General features: G+C 55.1%; 13 protein-coding genes and 1 pseudogene. 9 read left to right on the forward strand and 5 right to left on the reverse strand.

The annotated features are described in order from the left end of the window. Positions 1 to 105: 105 nt before the first annotated feature. The gene (locus ACT3UA_RS02040) at positions 106 to 1,191 is read left to right on the forward strand and encodes an inositol-3-phosphate synthase (RefSeq protein WP_444615390.1); all 1,086 of its coding nucleotides are present in this window, start codon (positions 106 to 108) and stop codon (positions 1,189 to 1,191) included. 938 nt (positions 1,192 to 2,129) lie between these two features. Here ACT3UA_RS02040 and ACT3UA_RS02045 read toward each other — a convergent pair. Continuing rightward, entirely contained in the window at positions 2,130 to 3,578 is a 1,449-nt protein-coding gene (locus tag ACT3UA_RS02045) for a CCA tRNA nucleotidyltransferase (protein WP_444615391.1), read from the reverse strand. A 124-nt stretch (positions 3,579 to 3,702) separates the two neighbouring features. Here ACT3UA_RS02045 and ACT3UA_RS02050 point away from each other — a divergent pair, with 124 nt between their 5' ends. From ACT3UA_RS02050 to ACT3UA_RS02085, 8 genes and pseudogenes are all read left to right on the forward strand, one after another. Next, on the forward strand, positions 3,703 to 4,242 hold the full coding sequence (locus ACT3UA_RS02050) for an NUDIX hydrolase (protein ID WP_096282891.1): 540 nt from the start codon (positions 3,703 to 3,705) through the stop codon (positions 4,240 to 4,242). Then, positions 4,226 to 5,983, forward strand: a complete 1,758-nt coding sequence (gene murJ, locus ACT3UA_RS02055) for a murein biosynthesis integral membrane protein MurJ (protein WP_444615393.1) — start codon at positions 4,226 to 4,228, stop codon at positions 5,981 to 5,983. Before ACT3UA_RS02050 ends, murJ begins: the two co-directional genes overlap by 17 nt. Before the next feature lie 98 nt (positions 5,984 to 6,081). Then, positions 6,082 to 7,674: a hypothetical protein gene (locus tag ACT3UA_RS02060; protein ID WP_444615394.1), complete on the forward strand. Its 1,593-nt coding sequence runs from the start codon at positions 6,082 to 6,084 to the stop codon at positions 7,672 to 7,674. A gap of 100 nt (positions 7,675 to 7,774) precedes the next feature. Then, on the forward strand, positions 7,775 to 8,743 hold the full coding sequence (gene trxB, locus ACT3UA_RS02065; RefSeq protein WP_444615396.1) for a thioredoxin-disulfide reductase: 969 nt from the start codon (positions 7,775 to 7,777) through the stop codon (positions 8,741 to 8,743). A gap of 26 nt (positions 8,744 to 8,769) precedes the next feature. Further along, the gene (gene trxA, locus ACT3UA_RS02070; protein ID WP_096282898.1) at positions 8,770 to 9,093 is read left to right on the forward strand and encodes a thioredoxin; all 324 of its coding nucleotides are present in this window, start codon (positions 8,770 to 8,772) and stop codon (positions 9,091 to 9,093) included. A 3,332-nt stretch (positions 9,094 to 12,425) separates the two neighbouring features. Beyond that, positions 12,426 to 12,590 (forward strand): hypothetical protein, encoded by a 165-nt coding sequence (locus tag ACT3UA_RS02075; RefSeq protein WP_255248292.1) that lies wholly within the window; start codon positions 12,426 to 12,428, stop codon positions 12,588 to 12,590. A gap of 231 nt (positions 12,591 to 12,821) precedes the next feature. After that, on the forward strand, positions 12,822 to 13,121 hold the full coding sequence (locus tag ACT3UA_RS02080) for a hypothetical protein (RefSeq protein WP_255248293.1): 300 nt from the start codon (positions 12,822 to 12,824) through the stop codon (positions 13,119 to 13,121). A gap of 189 nt (positions 13,122 to 13,310) precedes the next feature. Beyond that, positions 13,311 to 14,014: pseudogene (locus ACT3UA_RS02085) on the forward strand (ATP-binding protein). Between the two features lie 2,303 nt (positions 14,015 to 16,317). On the opposite strand, the gene ACT3UA_RS02090 reads toward ACT3UA_RS02085, so the two are convergent. The 4 genes from ACT3UA_RS02090 to ACT3UA_RS02105 form a co-directional block, all read right to left on the reverse strand. Continuing rightward, positions 16,318 to 17,478: a ParB/RepB/Spo0J family partition protein gene (locus ACT3UA_RS02090; RefSeq protein ID WP_096282900.1), complete on the reverse strand. Its 1,161-nt coding sequence runs from the start codon at positions 17,476 to 17,478 to the stop codon at positions 16,318 to 16,320. A gap of 184 nt (positions 17,479 to 17,662) precedes the next feature. Next, a complete protein-coding gene (locus tag ACT3UA_RS02095; RefSeq protein WP_255248295.1) occupies positions 17,663 to 18,634 on the reverse strand; it encodes a ParA family protein in 972 nt (323 codons plus the stop codon). Positions 18,635 to 18,768: 134 nt separating this feature from the next. Beyond that, the gene (gene rsmG, locus ACT3UA_RS02100) at positions 18,769 to 19,410 is read right to left on the reverse strand and encodes a 16S rRNA (guanine(527)-N(7))-methyltransferase RsmG (RefSeq protein ID WP_096282904.1); all 642 of its coding nucleotides are present in this window, start codon (positions 19,408 to 19,410) and stop codon (positions 18,769 to 18,771) included. Positions 19,411 to 19,454: 44 nt separating this feature from the next. After that, positions 19,455 to 19,982: a Jag family protein gene (locus ACT3UA_RS02105; protein ID WP_096282905.1), complete on the reverse strand. Its 528-nt coding sequence runs from the start codon at positions 19,980 to 19,982 to the stop codon at positions 19,455 to 19,457. Positions 19,983 to 19,984 lie beyond the last annotated feature (2 nt).

Raw genomic sequence — 19,984 nt, forward strand, 5'->3', positions numbered from 1 at the left:
TGTTTCTTGACCAAAAGGTCTTAAGATCATTAAGGGCCCATTAATAGACTGTGCTTTCGCGCGGTCATTTTGCCCACAGTTTTGTATATTTCATTAGGAGTTCATGTGTCGGCGAGCCCGATTCGCGTTGCCATTGTTGGTGTGGGTAACTGCGCCACTTCCCTTATCCAAGGTGTCGAGTACTACCGAAGTGCCGACGAAAATGCCTCTATTCCGGGTCTGATGCACGTGCGATTCGGTGATTACCACGTGGCCGACGTTGAATTCGTTGCGGCATTCGATGTGGATGCGAAGAAGGTAGGCCTCGACCTATCTGACGCCATCCTGGCCAGCGAAAACAACACCATCAAGATCGCCGACGTGCCAACCACCGGTGTCACCGTGCAGCGCGGGCCCACCTTGGATGGTCTGGGCAAGTACTACCGTGAGACCATTGATGAGTCGACCGCCGAGCCTGTTGACGTCGTCAAGGCGTTGAAGGACAGCAAAGTAGATGTCATGGTCTGCTACCTGCCGGTAGGCTCCGAAGACGCAGCAAAGTTCTACGCTCAGTGCGCTATCGACGCAGGCGTTGGCTTCGTCAACGCCCTGCCGGTCTTCATTGCCGGCACCCCGGAGTGGGCACAGAAGTTCACCGACGCAGGCGTGCCTATCGTGGGCGACGACATCAAGTCGCAGATCGGTGCCACCATCACACACCGTGTGATGGCCAAGCTCTTCGAAGACCGTGGAGTGGTGCTTGATCGTACCTACCAGCTGAATGTCGGTGGCAACATGGACTTCAAGAACATGTTGGAACGCGATCGCTTGGAGTCCAAGAAGATCTCCAAGACGCAGGCAGTCACCTCGAACACCTCGGCCAAGCTCACCGCCGACGACGTGCACATCGGACCTAGCGACTACGTTGCCTGGCTTGATGACCGCAAGTGGGCGTTCGTTCGCCTCGAGGGACGCAACTTCGGTGACGCTCCGGTGAATCTGGAATACAAGCTAGAGGTTTGGGACTCGCCAAACTCGGCCGGTGTCATCATCGATGCTGTGCGTGCAGCCAAGATCGCGCTTGACCGCGGCATTGGCGGCCCGATCCTGTCGGCTTCGAGCTACTTCATGAAGTCCCCACCAGAGCAGTACGACGACGAGTCGGCTCGCGCGAAGGTCGAAGCCTTCATCCGCGGCGACATCGAACGCTAGAAAGTCCCTTCGGGACGAAGCAAAAAGATCCGTGCGTGGAATTCTGAACTTGAATTCCATGCACGGATCTTTTTGTATGCCCCCGTCTATAGCACGCGGCCTGCCCCGGACGCGGAGAAGCCCGCCGGCTGATAGGCCGGCGGGCCTCTGCTGAATTGTTTGCGAGTTCATTTCGCACCCCTCTTCCTGTAGTTGGCAACAACGGTAATGGCGTTGAGCTCAACTATCGGATACGGAGGTACATTTCCGGTGGCACATGGTTGACCAACTCCCGCTGACTCAGTCGGCGGTTTAATTCGGCACTATCAAGTTGCTTCCGGTTCTTAGCAAAACGCTTTTTCATTATTGTTCCCTCCCTTCTAAACAGATCGGGGAGGTGGGAAGGTCCTGGTGCGTAGTAGAGACTGCGCGAGCTTTCAGGCTTTCGGGACCTGCGAAGATGAGTTCCGAGGTTCGAACTGCCCGTTGAACAGAGCTATCAAAAAGTGGAGCAGACATGAAAAAAGTTCCTAAGGGAGAATGTCGATTACTGACTGACCGCCCCAGGAACTTTTGCTTGAATTCGTAGAAGTCTAGGAATCCATCATTCCGGAGGCAGGGGAAACGCCATGGCGCGCGGCAAAGCCGAACCAGCAATTTGAAAAGGCCATTTTGCCTGATCGCATGCCGCCATAATTCCAGTTATCTCGATTTGTAATCACGTTTCCCACCTCCTATAAATCTGTCCGAGTCAATCGCGCAAAAGCCCGAGACTCACTTAGTATTGTCTTTTAGATCCGCAAGTCTCATTGAGACTTCCCAATCACAATATTTAGCATACATGGAGAATTTCGCACGCGCCAGTGATTTACTCAAATTCTTCAATAAGTTTCTTTAAAGCCGTGTAGGGACGCTCTGGGCCTGCCCCAAAACGTCCCCACATGCGCTAATTGCAACTATTATTCGGCTACAGGTTGCTGAGATTCCGGTTGTTCCGCCCACCATGCACGGAGTCTTTCTGCGGCGACTTGTTCTCCCAGCGGACCGTCATCCAAACGTAGATTGAGCATGAAATTGTAGGCGCGACCTACCAATGGCCCGGCTTTAATGTCCAGTAGGGCCATAATCTGTTCACCGTTCAGATCTGGACGAATGGACTTCAGCTCTTCCTGCTCGGTAATTTCAGCTATTCGCGTCTCAAGATCGTCATAGGCAAATCCGAGGCGCTCGGCCTTACGGCGGTTGCGGGTCGTGACATCCGAACGGGTCAGACGGTGCAAACGCTCGAGCAGTTCGCCCGCGTCGGTCACATAGCGGCGCACTGCCGAATCGGTCCAGCCGGCGTCTCCGTAGCCGTAAAAACGCATGTGCAGTTCAACCAGGCGCGCCACCGCTTTTGTGGTGTCCTTGTCGAATCGCAGGGCGCGCATGCGCTGTTTCACCAATTTCGAGCCGACCATGTCATGGTGGCGGAATGAAACCGCGCCATTGGATTCGAACTTACGAGTTGCAGGCTTTCCAGCGTCATGCAGCAACGCCGCAAAGCGAAGAATGAAATCTGGCCCTGGAACGGGGCCCTCGCTATCGGTTTCGTGTCCCATGGCTTGTTCAAGCACGGTCAGCGAATGCTGGTAGACGTCCTTATGCCGATGGTGTTCATCGATTTCCAAGCGCAGCGCTGAGACCTCGGGCAGCACCTTGTCTGCCAAACCCGAATCGACCAGCAAATCTATGCCTGCGCGCGGGTCAGCTCCGTTGATCAGCTTGATCAATTCGTCGCGGACTCGTTCGGCAGAAATGATATCGATGCGCTCGGTCATTTCGCTCATCGCCTGGCGGACCTCGGAAGACACCTCAATGCGAAGCTGCGATGCGAATCGTGCGGCTCGCATCATGCGCAACGGGTCATCCGAGAAGGAAATATCCGGGGAACCTGGTGTGCGGATTAGTTCATCGCGCAGCGAACTGACCCCGTCAAAGGGATCCACCAGTTCCAATTCGGGCAGACGTAACGCCATGGCATTCATGGTGAAGTCACGGCGGTACAGGTCATCATGCAGGTTATCGCCAAAGGCAACGATTGGCTTGCGTGAATCCTTGTCATAGGCGTCGGCCCGGTAAGTCGTGACCTCTAGCGTGTGCTCACCCTTTTTTAAGGCGATGGTCCCGAATTCGCGTCCCACATCCCAGATGTTGTCGGCCCATCCCGAGATCACCTTAACGGTTTGTTCCGGCGTCGCGCTGGTGGTGAAATCCAGGTCGGGAGAGACACGGCCAAGATAAAGATCGCGGACCGGACCACCAACCAGGGAAATCTCATGACCGGCCCGAACGAAACGATCGGCGAGCTCGAAAATGACCGAAGGCAGGATCTGGCGCAGGGCGTCATGAGATGGAAGTGCGTACATAGTTCCTTAAGCGTGCCAGATTTCTGGTGTTCTCGCTCGAAAAATCGCTGAACTTCCTTGCGAGATACCTCTCTTGTCCAAGTCGCTAAGGCGTAGATCGCCAAAAAGTCGATAGAGTGGTTTCATGAACCGTCCGATCCCGTCTGCCCCAAAGCGCACGCCATTGACTGCGTCAATGGCTTCTGCGCAGGCGTCCGGCGGTCCTCAGACACTTCCAACGGTCGAAGAAGTTTCCTCCGGCGGCATTGTTATTGACTTTGACAACCCTGATTTTCCAGTCGCAATCATTGCACGGTACAACCGCGGTGGACGTTTGGAATGGTGCCTTCCTAAGGGGCACCCAGAAGGCGAAGAGGTCAATGAGGAAGCAGCCGTCCGTGAGATCGAAGAAGAAACCGGTATCGCCGGCCGTATTCTCGCTCCGCTGGGCTCTGTGGATTACTGGTTCACAGTAACCAATTACCGGGTTCATAAGACCGTGCACCACTTCCTCCTGGAAGCCACCGGCGGCCACCTCACGATCGAGAACGACCCCGACCATGAGGCTGTAGATGTCGCATGGGTGCCGTTAAATGCGCTCGGTAAGCGTCTTTCTTTCCCTAATGAACGCCGGATCGCTGACCTGGCACGCGAGGTCCTTACGAAGTATGTCTCAGGTTCCTAAATCACCGCCCAGCCCCGATCAGCCGAATACCGGAACCCACGAACAGGTTACTGAACTGGCGACACCAGCGGCCCCGGCATCCGGTGGAAGATCAAAAACCTATGCACTGATGGCTTCGGGCACGTTGGTTTCGCGCATGCTCGGCTTCGTCCGCACCGCAATGCTGGCCATGGCCATTGGTTCGGTCACCTCGGTGGCAGATATCTTCGAGAAGGCGAACGTCATCCCGACGATCATCTTCATGCTGCTAGCTGGCGGCGTCTTCAACGTGGTGTTGATTCCACAACTTATCAAGGCCTCCAAGGCCAAGGACCGTGGAGCCGCATACACCTCCAAGCTAGTCACTCTCACCATCGTGGTGATGGGTGCGCTGACGGTTGTGCTGACTGTGTGCGCCCAACCAATTATCATTGCGCTCACTAATAACTGGACCGATCCGATGATCGCGCTCGGCACGGCATTCGCCTATTGGTCCTTGCCGCAGATCTTCTTCTACGGGCTCTATGCGGTGCTTGGGCAGGTCCTCAACGCGCATGGCAGGTTCGCCGCCTTCATGTGGGCTCCTGCGGCCAATAACCTGATCCAACTGTTGGTCATCGGCTCGTTCATGCTGGTCTTCGGCGCCTATTCTTCGGGCGATCCGATGGATTCGTGGAGCACCGGAAAAACTATATGGCTTGCCGGCGGTGCGACCCTAGGCATCATCATGCAATCTCTCGTACTGCTCTGGCCTTTGAAGAAGACTCACCTCAAGCTCCGCTTCGATTTCTCCTGGCGTGGGATGGGACTGCGCCGGGTCGGCCGGCTAGCTATCTGGACGCTGGCGGCGATGGTCATCGGTAACATCTCTTCGTTGATCTACTCGAAAATCGTCTCCGGAGCGACGGCGGCCCGTACCGAACTATCTGCCGAACAGGCCGCCTCGGTAGCCGGTGAATACGCGCTGAATACCTCGCAGCTAATCACCGTGTTGCCACATTCACTTTTCGCACTGACCGTGGCCACGGTCCTTTTTAATGACTTCACTCGTGCCTTTGCCGACCGCCGGCGCAAAGATATCGGACCACTGCTCAACCAGGGCATGCGTTCTACCGCGATCCCTATCATTTTCTTCACCGTGGTCTTCATAGTATTGGCCGGCCCGTTGGGGCGGCTCTTCGCCGGCAGTTCCGAAAATTCCGTTCAAGCGGCAGCCGCCATCGGCCAGTTGCTGGTGCTCACTGCTCTGGGACTTCCTTTCAAGTCGATCCAGTTCTTCATGTTGCGCGTCTTTTTCGCCGATGAAGACACCCGCACTCCTATGCTGATCCAGAGCAGCATTGCCGCGATCGGTCTGATCGGTGCCGTGTTGGCAGCCTGGCTGGTCGACCCGATAAATATTGCCGCAGCGATTGCCTTCATCTACGGCATCACCAATGTCATATCGGCAGTCATCACGCATTACCTGATCAAACGACGCTACGGCGACTATGGCGTCACCAAGGTCATCGACACCTATATACGAATCGGTTGGATGGCCACCCTGTCGGCAATTATTGGCTGCATTCCCCTGGCCTTATTGGGTGGTTTCAGCTTCGGATTCGCTTATGATTCGCTGTTCAGCGCCGCTGTCACGATCTGCGTTGTGGGCCTGATTATGGCCATAAGTTTTGTGTTGTTGTTGCATCGGACTAAGGTCCCGGAGCTCGCCGGATTCCTCGGCCCGCTACTGCGCAGAATTCCGGGCCTCCCCAAGCCGTGATTCTGCTCAAATGACCAACAAATGAAGGGTTTGGGCAGGTAACATGAAGGATGGTGGGTCTGCCTGCCGTTCGAAGCAATCAAACCTTGGAGATGCACGTGTCGCAGCCCATCGATGTCGGTTCTGTCCTTAGCGGGCGCTACCAGGTCACCGAAACCGTTCTGACCACAGCCGAGGGAGATCTGGTGCTTGGCGGCATCGATCAGGTGCTCAACCGATCGGTCAGCATCGTGGTCGCTTCCGCGGCCAACTCCTCGCAGCTGGCCACCAGCGCGCGTGAAATTGCCATGGGCGAGCGTCAGGCCAACGTCCAGGTACTAGACCTAGGCATCACCGAAACGAATCAAAGCTACTTAGTGGCGAACGTCGCCCGCTCGGCCGACCTGCTGGATCTGGTGCTCGAGGCTCAAGACGCGCCGTACGTCGAACCATTCTTCACTGACACCCTGGGCACCGAGCTATTCGGCGAGTCCCGTCAGTCGGTACCCGAGACCTACGAAGACGATGCGGAATACTACGAACAGCTGCGCTACGAAGACGAACCTGAAGAACAGAACAAGGTCGGCAACGCGCTGAGCAGCGGGTTCGCCGGTTTGAAGAACCGTTTTGGCCGTAAAAATGCCACCGCCGCGGAATCCGTCGATGAAGACGAGTACGTCGAAGAAAATACCGACGATCAGACCGCACCAAATGCCCAGGTAACCACGCCCACGGCGGCAACTCCGGTCTCACCGGCAAACAAGGCTTCTGCGGCCCCTAAGCCCAAGGTGACCCGTCTGGACGACGATGAAGAACCTAATGTCACCGCCACGGCCGCCCTCGCGGCTGCGGCCCAGTCCAAGGGATCGGCTCCTAAGAATAAGAAGGAGGAGCCGAAAAAGGAAGAGCCCAAGAAGCCTGCACAGAAGAAGGCAGCAGCTATGGCCGGCATCGCTGCAGCTTCCGCCCCGAAGGCTTCTACCTTCCCTGCAGCCGCCAAGGGCGTTCCTGCACAGGATGTTCCAGAGCCATTGGAAGAAGAGGAAGACGAAGGCACCTCGAAGGGCGTACGTCTGCTCGTTGGTGCCGTGCTGATCGCGGTTCTGATCATTGGCATCGTTTTCGCCTTCAACTTCTTGGGTGGCGCAGGTAAGGACACAACTGCCGACCCTTCAACCGCCCCGTCCGAAACCGCGGCCGCACCGACCCAGGAAGAGGCTGAAACTCCAAGCGAGCCTTCGCTGCCGGCTCCCAAGGTCGATGATGTCTCGCGCTTGGTGCCAGGCAACCAGCAGCTCAATGCGGAAACCGACAACACCCTCGGCGACATGATCGACGGCAACCCTTCGAGCACCTACAAGACCTACTCGTACACCACCAGCAACTTCGGTGGCTTCTCCTCGAATATGGTCTTCATCCTGGAGCTTGAGGAGGAATCCGGAATCTCCGAAATCAATCTCGAGGGCCTGAATGCCACCGGTGGCGACTACGAGGTCCTCGTAGGTACCTCAGATGATCTGGGCGATGCGAAGTCTGTGGCCAAGGGCTCGTTCTCCGGTCCGTCGATCTCCGTTCCGGTCAAGGGCGATGACTCCGATCAGATGGCAGGCACGCACGTGTTCCTCAACGTCACCGACCTACCACGCCGTGCTTCGGGCGCCAACGCCTCCCGACCATTCGGCTTGCAGATCGGCGAGTTCTCCGCCAAGTAACAGAAGCGGAATTTTTTACCAAAGCAATGCGTTGAGGTGGATAGTGAGGGTAGACCTCGCTATCCACTTCGCATTATTAGAACGAAAGGGTTCTACCCTCGTGACTTCAGCACAGAACGACGAAATCCGCGACGTAATCATCGTCGGCTCCGGTCCGGCCGGTTACACCGCCGCGGTTTACACCGCGCGTGCGAACCTGAAACCATTGGTCATTGCCGGCTCGGTCACCGCCGGTGGCGAACTGATGAACACCACCGATGTGGAGAACTTCCCAGGCTTCCCCGAGGGCATCATGGGCCCGGACCTGATGGACAACATGCAGAAGCAGGCCGAGCGCTTCGGCGCGGAGGTGCTCTTCGATGATGTCACCGAGATGCAGCTCGACGGAGAGATCAAGACCCTGTCGTTGGCCGACGGTACCGTGTACCGCGCCCGCACGGTCATTGTTTCCACCGGCTCTGCCTACCGCGAGCTGGGCCTTCCAGACGAAAAACGCCTCTCCGGCCACGGTGTCTCCTGGTGTGCTACCTGCGATGGTTTCTTCTTCCGCGACCAGACGATCTCCGTCATCGGCGGTGGCGACTCCGCAATGGAAGAAGCTCTCTTCCTGACCAAGTTCGCGGCAAAGGTCATCGTGGTGCACCGACGCAACGAGCTGCGCGCCTCGAAGATCATGGCGGATCGCGCCTTGGCGCACGAAAAGATCGAATTCGTCTGGGACTCCGAGGTTGTCGGCATCAATGGTGAAAACAAGGTCAACGGCCTCGTCGTGAAGAACCGCAACACCGGCGAAGAGTCCACCCTGGATGTCACCGGCATCTTCGTAGCCATCGGCAATGATCCACGCGTGGATCTCGTCAAGGATCAGCTGGAGCTTACCGCAGAAGGCACCATCGCCGTCGATGGCCGTTCTTCGCGTACTTCGTTGCCTGGTGTTTACGCAGCTGGCGACGTCATCGATTCAAACTACCGTCAGGCAATCACCGCCGCAGCTTCCGGCTGCGCCGCTGCTCAGGACGTCGAGCATTACTTGGCCAACGTCAAGACCCCGGCCAAGGTAACCAACTAATAATTCGCAGAAAGGGGTTCACTCACATGAGTAACGCTAAAGCAGTCACCGAAGCAACCTTCCAGGCAGAAGTTCTGGAGTCCGAGAAGCCAGTAATCGTAGATTTCTGGGCAGAGTGGTGCGGTCCATGCCGTCAGCTGAGCCCAATCCTGGATCAGATCGCCGAGGAGCACGCAGACAAGGTCACCATCGTAAAGCTGAATATCGATGAGAACCAGGCGATTTCCGCGAAGTACGGCATCACCAGCATTCCTGCAATGTTCGTTTTCAAGGATGGCGAGCACGTTGCCTCCTCGCTCGGTGCCAAGCCAAAGGCTGTCATCGAAAAGGAATTTGCAGAATACCTGTAAATCCTAAGTAGTCGTCAAAAATAGGCGTTGTGCTTCCGAGCTCAACGCCTATTTTTGTCCCTACCGCTAGTCAGGGCGTGGTGACAATGCTCAGAAAACTCAGCTCAGGATCAAAACGTAATTAGACAAGTAATTTAACTTGTTTTCGTGACTATAAACTGACTACTACACTTTCTTGTGTGTTCGTTGGTCAGGGTCAGCATATCGACGGGAAACACGGTACTCAACCAACCGGCTGCAGGCAGGCAAAAGACTACGTTCGAGATTCGGCAGTAGACGACGAGCGACGGTGCCATGCGCGTTCAAAGAGGAAGACGCTGGATGGGGTTCTCTCAAGGCCATGGCCCACTTTAAGATGCTCCGGGAAGCTGTTTCTCCGCACTGAACGTGTTACGTGATCAGGACCAGAAACGTGCCGCGAGACCTGACGGACCGTCCTCAGATCGTTCCCGACCTACGTCGCTACGCTCCTTCGATGCACAATGGATCTGTCCCGAGGCCCAACGGATGTATCAAGGTTTATGCTTCTACGCCAGACTAGTGACATGCGATCACAACCGTGAAGGGTCTGCGAGGCGAGAAGCGATTGGATTGTTGCGCTCTTCGCTCCCCCGTCAGATATCTGTTCCCGGTACCGCAAGTCCAGGTGGCCGGTCCGCGTAACCGCTGCTGCTGCTCCAGATATCGGGAATCGGCAACCGCTGAACTGCCATCAATGTCCGTCCGCCACACTCGTGTAGAGCGTTGACGCCAAGCCGTGGGTATGGACGCGGTTCAGCGAATAAGGCGCAGATAATCTCGGATTTTTGCATCTCTTTTGCCCTGACTAGCAACTCACTGAATTTTCTCGGGAACGCTGTAACAAGAAGCCCCGATCGGTCTTCATTGATTCGATTGCTGGTGATGAAGCAGGCTCCTCGAAGCCTTCGTATTGCTGGAGCCTCCTATTGGGAATCCGCAGGTCCAGTTGTTCTGCGTTGAGATTATCAACGTGATCCAAAGTCGTGAGCAGTTCGTTGTGCAGGGGCCTTGATGGCGCTGTTGACGGCCCAAAGTGGACAGTTCTCAGTTTTGACGATATCGCTGCGTCTATGTCCTCGACCGAGTGGACGCATGATGGCAAGGTAGTTTGCCGTCCTTCCTCCTAGGATAGTTTCGCCTCCCCCGAGTTGAGCATTTGACTCATTGAGAGCCAGCAGTACTGCATTCCAGAGCCACGCCATCGGAACCCGTGTAGTCTCCTTCAGAGCCGCCCATAGCGCCCTTGGAGATCACTAAATAAGCAAACCCTTTCGGGGAGCCTTCTGCGGATGCTGTAAATCGAAGGAAGGCCCGTATGGGTCGCCAGCAACGACGGGGTCTGTGCTCTCTCTACAAGCAATCGGTCTGGCATACCAGGATCATTTCCGGAATTCACGCGGAGACGATCTTAGAACGGTGTGTTCATCATAGGATCTGGGTCGAGACGGAAAACTGCAACATATAGGTGAAGGCCTCAGTGCAACGGATCAACGATGCTGTTGGGATCCGGGGGTCCCTTCGGGGTAGGTTCTAGCGCTCAACGGCAGTATCGGCGCCGGCCAGACCTCCAGGCATTCATGGTTACCGATTCAGTCGAGAACACTTGCCACAACTGGCACTTGCTGACCAGTCATTCCTATCCAAAGGAACCGATTCAGTCATTCATTGCTTCGTGTACTCCCCCGCAAAGAACAATCAGCGGCGTACGCCAGCGGCTTCGTTGTCAGAGGATCAATGCCGGTGTCGGTTGCCGTAATGTTCCACCTTCTGGTGCTTGGTGAGGTCCCGAGATCTTCCGGCGAGATCTTTGCGTCAAGAGTCATTGTTCGTTGGGCCTATCCGTAATCTGTTCTGAAATCGACCGACCCTGATTTGTCAGATAATCAAGTTCGCCTTGTTCCGATCGTCGAACGGTGGATACTGTGTCGATTCAGAAATAACGTTGTTTCACGTGAAACAAACATCAGTTCTGGACTGGCCTCGAAAGGGCTATTCCAGTCTGCCTTCCGTTGAATGCCGTTCGAAATCGTGCGTCGACGATCGTTGTTTTCCATGTCTGGAGGAACCGATAGCGCACACCGCTGTATCTGTAGAACATACTTGCGTCCCGTGCTGATGCTGAGTGGGATTTCTCGTCGTCAACCATACAACACGTTGGATTCTGCAATTCCAACCTTTAAGAGGGTGGAGATTGTTTCACGTGAAACACGCGGAAACAGAGATCAGTATCAAGCGGGCTGTGAACCGACCCCCTCACATGCAGTGAAAATATCAGGAACTAGCGCCTAGACGTAAGCAACAATTATGAAACCCGCTTACGGACGCCAGGCTACGTCGCAGGTGACATGAGAGGACCTGGTGGATCTGCCCGATTACTCGTAGTGAGTTCCAGAGTCACGGCGGGAGCAGCCAGTGCTTCGATTGAATGTTCGCATCGATGCGTCGAGTACCACATCTGAATAAGCGGCCTCTTGTCCCAGGCCGACTGTCGGCGAATAATCACAAGTGCACAGTCATCGTATTTGAGCGAAACTCCAAGTAACTCTCGAATAGGCAAATACCCGACTACCTGCAAACGAGAACGAATGGCAGACACCGGGCGTTTAACAGGCGCCTCTCCCCTGCACATCAAGGATTTACATTTCGATTCGCACATGTACTGATTGTTCGACGTACTGGAAGCTGATCACGCTCACTGAAATTCCCCACTTCTGCTCACCGAAATTCTCCACCTCGTGTTGACCCGCCCATGAGGGCGGGCCTTCCTCGAAACTGATGGCCTCTGACCACACACCAGTTCTTGAGAAAGGCCCGCACTTCCATGTTGAACGGAGGAAAGACGTGGATATCCACGCGTTGAAAAAGAATGAGCATCAGTGAGATCGCCCGCCGCACGGGCGTGACCGCAAGACCATAAGTGCGTACCTCACCGGGCAACGGGAAACCGGGAAACGCCAACGCACCACCGACCCGGTCGACGCCTTCGATGACTACATCAGGACACGCCTGATCGAAGATCTACACCTCTGGGCGCAAACACCGATGGACGAGCTGCAGAACTTCAATTTCGCACTTTCCTACCCGTCATTGACGAGAAATATTCGGGCCCGGAACCTGCGTCCTGCCTGCCAATCCTGCAAGAGCGTGCTGCAACGACCAACGTCGTCAACGAGTACCCTCCCGGTGAAGAAACCCAATGGGATTTTCTCGAGCTGCCCGATCCGCCCGCCGGATGAGGCATGAAGGAAGTGTTGCTGCTGATCCGGTCCTTGGCGGACTCGGGCCAATGACGGTCCGTGCTGGCGCCGTCTATGGACCAACGGCACTTCTTCGAGGCGATGATCATCATGCAGGATCTGCTCGGCGGGGTGAACAAGTTCTGGTGTATTGACCGACTGTCCACGGTCTATAACGTCTCCAGCAGGGACGATAACACCGAGTTCGCGACCTACACCAAGCACTATGGGTCCAGATAGCAGCGCGTCCTCCTCGTTCGGAACAACGCTAGTGCGTGATGGAGAAAAACAACCACACCGCCGCCCAAGGTGGTGTCGGACCTTGCCTGATGAGACCACCTTCGAATAGGCGCAGAGCTCCGTCTAGTGCTTTGCCGCCTCCCAAGATGCACGCGACAGACGCATCCCCGCGGGGAAAACCACGTGCAAGGCCATGTCCGCCGCCGAGCACCTCGGCTCCCCGGCCGCCCCGTGCCCGGTGATCCAGACCGAAATCCGCACCGCCTCGAGGCAGCCGCCCAAGTGATGATCAGCCACCGTTTGGGCACCGGCCATCTCGATATCGCAGTCACAGACGGAACCGTTATTGCCCGACACCAGCGCGCGGCCAACGGATTGGGTGACACCATCAGGGACATGGGCAACGTGATCGCGTTGAACCAGGCGTCCATGGCCGGGGCCAACACCGCACGTCCCCATCGTCGCAGGAAACGGATCCCGCGGGGAATCGAGCCCCTGGCTGCCGCCGCAGTCCTTCGCGAAACACCTTAGTACACCTTGGCATCTGCTACGAATCCCTTGGCCGCCTACGAACGCGCCGCCCAGGGAAGGACCCGACTCTCATGAACGAGAGCACCTCAATCTCCTTGGCCGATCCGCCCCAGACGTGCATCTGCCAACAGCTGCGTCCTACCTGACCGTGCACACGCTTACGGCCTCGGCTGAAGCCCTGCCCGGGTCATGTCCGTGGACATCGACAGGGAAGAATCCAGGAGGCTGGCCGGCAGACTGCGTTTCGCCAGCCTTCCCACCGAGGCACGGCTGGACACCTTCGATCTTGTCCTTGCCCAGGGCATTGACCTGTCCCTGCTCAACGAACCGGGAACGTGTCGGTGGATCGAGACGGCGACTAACGTCCTGCTGATTGACCCGCCCGGCGTGCGGAAAACGCACCTCGCGCGGGCCTGGGGCGGGCAGCGGGGAGCCGGATACCGCGTCCATTTCGCCTCCGCGGCCGAACTGGCCGCACGCTGCCACAAGGCCGCCATCGACGGGCACTGGTCATCGACCATGCGCTACTTCGCCGGCCCCACGCTATTGATCATTGACGAGCTGGGTACCCTCCCACTCCCGGGGCGTCGGCTTCGGCCCTGTTCAAGGTGAGCAATCAGCGGTATTTGAAAACCAGTATCGTCATCACGACCAATCGGCCTGTTGGTGCTTGGAGCGAGATCATCGGGGATGCCACCCTTGCCGAGCCCATGCTCGGCAAGCTTTTGCCTCGGTCCGTGGTGCTGAACCTCGACGGGGGAATCGTATCGGTTGCACAATCATCATGCCGCCCAACAACTCAGAAAGGCCACTACCGGGACGCAAGCAACTCTGCTAGTTCAGCTCTCGTGAGCTGGGGAATTTCGGTAATCAACTCTGGGGAATTTCCATGAGCCCCATCAACGCAAAACTACTTCCGATGCCAGCCGATCCATGGCGCCATGTTTCACGTGAAACAGCGCATGCCTCGCCTCCAAGATATTCTGATTTTTTGAATACAAATCAGAGATTTGACGGAACCAGCATCAGTCGCGCCTACCAATTTTGAACCAACTACGCTCGAGCATTCGGAACCCGGATTAAACCTACGGTCAAATATCAGCGTCCTCGACGCCACTGAAAAGCCGATGATTCTATTCCTGGATACATGAGTTTTCGGAGCCTTGCGAGCCACCGAACATTGCCTTTCTATACGGACTTCTAGAGTCGCATGAACGCTCCCGAGCTAGCGAGGAAGCAACACAATCCGTTCAACGCGCCTCGATTACTTCGACGCCAAGAAGGAAGAACCCTTCGGTTATCTACCATCCTTGAGAAAGAGGGAATGCCGGTTCCTTCTTTCGAACGCTGGCAACTGGGTTCTTTCAAGCCGCTGAGTCTTTGCTGGTGCCGAACAGCTATAAACCTACTTGTTCTCGGACTCCAAAATTACGATGGACAGCTATACGCGATGCGACGAAAATGAAAATCGCTGTCCACGGACAATGCTGATGCAATCATTGCTCGGCCTGTTCACAAGAAAATCATGCCCGTAGTCCGTTGACGGTACAGAATTGATGAAGCACTGAGTTACCACAGGATGCGCAACTCCGAAGGCTGGTGGGCCTCACAGCATGGATGATGCTTATGTGCCACCCCTAGGCTGCACTTAGGGTCCCGAGCAACTGGCTATTCAACGGTTCTAGGTAATGAAACTAAGTAGATCAGCGGATCCCAGTGGGATCAATAATCACTGGTCATCCAAGTCGCCCTAACCGATCCCCTGGATCACGTAGCCTACGGCACCACCCCCGTTAGGAAGGTATCGGCGCAGTATTCGAGTCTAGTGAATGACTGACCTCTGACAGAAACTCATTCTTCCGGTATTCAATCGCGCCGTTGGTTCCTACCTGAGTTTACTGGAACCGCCTTTAACGAATAATTCCGAGCCCTGGCGAAGTCACAATATGGGACACCCCCGAAGGCAAGAACCGCAATATTTCCCCGCTCGAATCAAGATATGTTCGCTGCATAGTCTTAATCGCTTTTCGACAAGGACTACTGGTCCACAGCGGCAATAACGCTGGCTCCTAAAGGCAATACTGCATGATCCCCAAGTCTACTAATATTCACCAGTCATGAGTTCTCAAAACATGATCGTCGTTTTCCCGGAAATTAGTTGGCACCCCTTCAAGCGACAGGAACCTGTTGGCGGCCATGAAGGACCGCCCAAAGGCAGACAGCGGAAATGTACATCAACGGTCACCTATAGCGACAACCTTCTAAGCCATCGCATTCGCCGTTCGAATGATCAAAGTCCGCCTTCTTATCCACGACACACTTCAAGATAGATACTGCTGTTAACCGTCGCATTATATGAACACGACTGGGCCACCCAGATGGTCAACGGCTCCCCTATCGTGCATCTATCAGTCATGGCCAAATTCGAGTAGTAAACGACTTGATCACTTATTGCGTCTCCCAGCTCTACGCATCCATGCTGAGCCAACCATCAGATTATCCCAAGTGCACCTTGAACGGCATAGAGTCTAGCTTGTTGCGGCTTGACCTACCCTCATGTGAGCTTGTTCAAGAGCATTCGATATGACATTCATGCTAGGCGTCGAAAATTGCTTCAATCAGAGGTGCAGCTACCGCCCTCGTGTATCCACGACTACGCGACCAACGAGCAGACTACTGACAGCTCCGAAGGTGAACACTTGAGGGTTTGCCTGCGCGAATCAAAACAACGGTTTCAACAGTACTGATTGAGAAGAGACTTCAGCCACAAGGAATCCTAGATCAAACAAGTTATATCGGACCGTTTTTTGGTTTAGCAAAGCCAATCACGGTTCAATGAGGTCAAGATTGGGTGGAGTCCGAATACTAAGTAGAGAACTGTCAGGCGCCGGAGTGTTCCGCTTTTCGGTATATGTGTTTTCACGGGTCACCACTGATCTGTTTCCTCGGCTGACAGGGGTGCATCATCCTCGGCTAATGATGCTGGCCTTCTAGGGGCCCGTGCGGCTCTGTGCAGCCCCTCAGAAGCCATGTACAGCCTAGTTTGGGCAACTCCTCCAGTCGCGGCAAGTTTGACCCGTTAGTGAGCGCGCAAGGGGCGACCAGAATGTCCGGCTCGCTGCACGTAGGTGGATAAGAAATAGCGGCGTCGGGTATGTTTCACGTGAAACATACCCGACGCCGCTAGAGCAAGAAGCTACTTCTTCAAATCCGGATCTAAGACTTCCATGATTCTATTCAGGTCCTCAACCGAGGCAAATTCGATGCTGACTTTACCTTTTTTGCTACCTAATTGGATCTTGACGCTTGTGTCCAAACGATCAGCCAGCGACGTGGCCAAAAAATCAAGTCGCTCGTTACGTTGGTTCTCTCGTGGTTTAACGGTCTTCTTAGCTGGCTTATCACCGCTAAGTGCTACCGCCTCCTCCGTAGCACGGACTGACAAACCTTCATTGACGATACGTTGTGCAAGCTGCTCAATAGCTTCACCATTGGATAAACCGAGTAGTGCACGTGCGTGCCCGGCTGATAATACGCCGGCGGCCACTCGTCGCTGCACTAGGGCTGGCAGCTTCATCAGCCGGATTGTGTTCGAAATCTGCGAGCGTGATCGCCCAATGCGATCCGAAAGTACTTCTTGAGTGCAATTGAATTCTTCAAGAAGCTGCTGGTAAGCCGCGGCCTCTTCAAGTGGGTTGAGCTGCGAACGGTGAAGATTCTCAAGAAGTGCATCACGAAGTAGGTCGGTATCCAGCGTATCTCGGACGATAGCCGGAATCGTAGACAGTCCTGCGGCCTGGGTCGCCCTCCAGCGACGCTCACCCATGACCAGTTCGTACGGTGCATCGTTGTCTTCGCGCGAGGGGCGAACAACAATTGGCTGGAGCAGGCCAATTTCCCGAATCGAATGGATGAGTTCATCCATATGTTCCTGGTCAAAATTTGTTCGGGGTTGCTTACGGTTCGGATGAATCTGGTCAACGCTGAGTTCAGCAAAACGAGCTCCCGGTACGTCTACCAAGCCATTTGCTGGCTCCTCCAGCACCGTTCCCCGATCGTTACTCTGCGGGACAGGTTCGGTCTTGCGCGGCGCGACAGTCGTGTTGAGTCCAGGCATTGCCGCCCGAGGCTTCTTCGCACTCTTTGCAGGTGCCGCCTTCGGCGCAGAGGAAGCCGACTTGCGTCCCGGCTCAAAGAACATGTCTACAGGACGAGCTGTCTTTGTCTTGCTCTGGTCGGAGGCAGGTGTCGATGTTTCACGTGAAACATCGTCTTTAATCTCTGTCACAGCCCCGGATGGCGAACTGGAAATCAGCGCACCAAGCCCTCTGCCTAAGCCACGCTTCTTGTCAGCCATATAGCGGCACTCCTTTTCATCCAAATTCTCAACCCACGACTAGTCTACTGTTTACGTGACTAACTAGGGGGATGTTGACAATTTTCCTTTTAGGGAGTCACGGGTCTATTGAAGACGTAGCTTCTATCCTAAAAACAACGAAAAACAAGTGAATTTCAGACCTTGTTATCTAGAATGATCTATCTTAGGATTTTACCGCTCGTTCGGCGATCTCTATGGCTGCCTCCATATAAGACAACGCGCCGGTAGAGCTCGGGTCGTAAGTAATTACGGTCTGCTGGTAACTCGGGGCTTCCGAGATGCGTACAGATCGAGGTATGACAGCACCGAGAACTTGCTCTGGGAAATGTTCCCGCACTTCGTTGGCTACCTGAGCCGCCAAATTGGTCCGGCCGTCATACATGGTGAGCAGTATCGTGGAAACAGTTAATTTTGAATTTAAGTGCTTTTGAATCATCTCTATATTCTTCAGAAGCTGGCTCAGACCCTCCAACGCGTAGTACTCACACTGAATTGGGATGAGCACTTCCCTGGCAGCCACAAATGCGTTGACAGTCAATAGACCCAAACTCGGTGGGCAGTCGATGAAGACGTAATCCAGACGAGGAAGTCCCTTGCGTTGACGAGTGCGAGCATAGTCATCCAATGCTCGCTGCAGTCGCTGCTCTCGGGCCACCAGAGAAACTAGTTCAATTTCAGCACCCGCGAGGTGAATAGTTGCCGGAGCCACTTCCAATGTGGGTAGGTCAGGGCAAGTCGCAATGACATCTGCCAAAGGAAGGTCATTGATAAGCACGTCGTAAATGCTATCGACTTCCGAGTGATGCTCAATGCCTAGTGCCGTCGATGCATTGCCCTGCGGGTCGATATCGATCACTAGAACGTTCAGTCCGCTCTTGGCCAAACCCGCCGCAAGGTTAACTGCCGTGGTCGTCTTGCCGACTCCACCCTTTTGGTTGGAGATAGTGAGGTATCGAGTCTTCGGCGGCGTCGGGACTTCGCGCTCCGAAATCGCTTCGCGGCGCCTGTGTTCATTGGCCAGCTGACTAGCTAACGGCGAAGAAGAATCATTAAAGTCAAAAACGTTGCTCGACGAACCTTTAGCCTTGGACAAAGGTGAAACTCCTCCTCGTGAAATGATGCGTCCAAAATCCATGAACCCACCGACGATGTTTCACGTGAAACACGCTAAAACAAACGTCTTAGTATGCGTTCAATCTGAATTTCGAAAGATACTCAGGTCTTGGGTTATTCCGCATCTAAAGCTACTTAAAGACTAACGCCTAAGTATTAACCAACCTTGATTTGAACCACCGTGGTGACTTCTTCCAGCATGTCTTCACCGACAGTTACTACCTTGGTTTCGGTACCACCAAGCTTGCGAATAACCTTCTGCGCCTTATCAATTTCTTCTGCGGCAGAACGTCCCTTGATGGCGATAAGGTCACCCTGACCGTGCAGCAATGGGATGGTCAGGCCTGCAAGGTTACTCAACGCCGAGACCGCTCGTGCAGTCACATAACGGGCATTGATGGTCTCAGTCATCTGCTCGGCGCGTCCACGCATCACGGTCACATTGTCCAGACCGAGGTCGTCGATCACTTCTGTAAGCCAGATGCAACGGCGCTCTAAGGGTTCAATCAGCGTCAGCTTGAGATCCGGACGTGCGATGGCCAAGCACAGGCCAGGCAGGCCCGCACCGCTGCCTACATCGGCTACTTCAGCATCGCGCTCCATCAACGACTCGATCACGGCACAGTTGAGCACGTGGCGGGACCACAGACGAGGGACTTCACGCGGGCCAAGCAGCCCTCGTTCAATGCCTGACGTAGCTAGGTGCGCTACGTAGCGCTTAGCAAGATCCAGTCGGTCGCCGAAAATCTTCTCGGCAGCTACGGTCTCCGCTGCTGTAAGGCTGAGGTCCTCAGTCATTGCATAGTTCCTTTGAACGATTGAAAACGCGCGGTGCGAATTACTTAGTTATCCAACGTCGATACAACGATGTGCCGACGGGTGGATTCACCTTCGGATTCCGAATGTAGTCCTGCATCCGCAATGACATCGTGAACAAGCTTGCGTTCGTACGCGCTCATCGGATCGAGGTGTACTGGCTGTCCCGAATTTCGTGCTTCGGCGATGGCCTGCGTGGCAAGCTGCTGCAGTTCTTCGGCACGGTTTGAGCGGTAGCCGGCGATGTCCAAGACTAGGCGTGAACGCTCGCCAGTGGCATTGAGAGCAGCCAGGCGGGTTAGTTCCTGCAGTGCATCGAGTACCTCACCGTCCTTGCCTACGAGGCTGTTCAGATCGGTGGTAGCTTCGTCAGCAACGATGGAAATGTACGTTCGTCCGCCACGGATTTCGATGTCGATGTCGCCATCGAGATCGGCGATATCCAACAGTTCCTCTAGGTAGTCCGCGGCAACATCGCCTTCGTCGACTACCTCTTCATTTTGCTCGACCTGATCGGTCAGCTCAGTTACTTCGGTGTTCTCAGTTGCAGTCATGA

This window comes from Glutamicibacter sp. 363 (genome assembly GCF_052379505.1).
Taxonomy (GTDB): Bacteria; Actinomycetota; Actinomycetes; order Actinomycetales; family Micrococcaceae; genus Glutamicibacter.

Excerpts from the sequence above, each read along its gene's own strand:
- ACT3UA_RS02045 (WP_444615391.1), bottom strand. The coding sequence starts at position 3,578 with ATGTACGCACTTCCATCTCATGACGCCCTGCGCCAGATCCTGCCTTCG.
- ACT3UA_RS02050 (WP_096282891.1), top strand. The coding sequence starts at position 3,703 with ATGAACCGTCCGATCCCGTCTGCCCCAAAGCGCACGCCATTGACTGCG.
- murJ (WP_444615393.1), top strand. The coding sequence starts at position 4,226 with ATGTCTCAGGTTCCTAAATCACCGCCCAGCCCCGATCAGCCGAATACC.
- trxA (WP_096282898.1), top strand. The coding sequence starts at position 8,770 with ATGAGTAACGCTAAAGCAGTCACCGAAGCAACCTTCCAGGCAGAAGTT.
- ACT3UA_RS02075 (WP_255248292.1), top strand. The coding sequence starts at position 12,426 with ATGGACCAACGGCACTTCTTCGAGGCGATGATCATCATGCAGGATCTG.
- ACT3UA_RS02090 (WP_096282900.1), bottom strand. The coding sequence starts at position 17,478 with ATGGCTGACAAGAAGCGTGGCTTAGGCAGAGGGCTTGGTGCGCTGATT.
- ACT3UA_RS02095 (WP_255248295.1), bottom strand. The coding sequence starts at position 18,634 with ATGGATTTTGGACGCATCATTTCACGAGGAGGAGTTTCACCTTTGTCC.
- rsmG (WP_096282904.1), bottom strand. The coding sequence starts at position 19,410 with ATGACTGAGGACCTCAGCCTTACAGCAGCGGAGACCGTAGCTGCCGAG.
- ACT3UA_RS02105 (WP_096282905.1), bottom strand. The coding sequence starts at position 19,982 with ATGACTGCAACTGAGAACACCGAAGTAACTGAGCTGACCGATCAGGTC.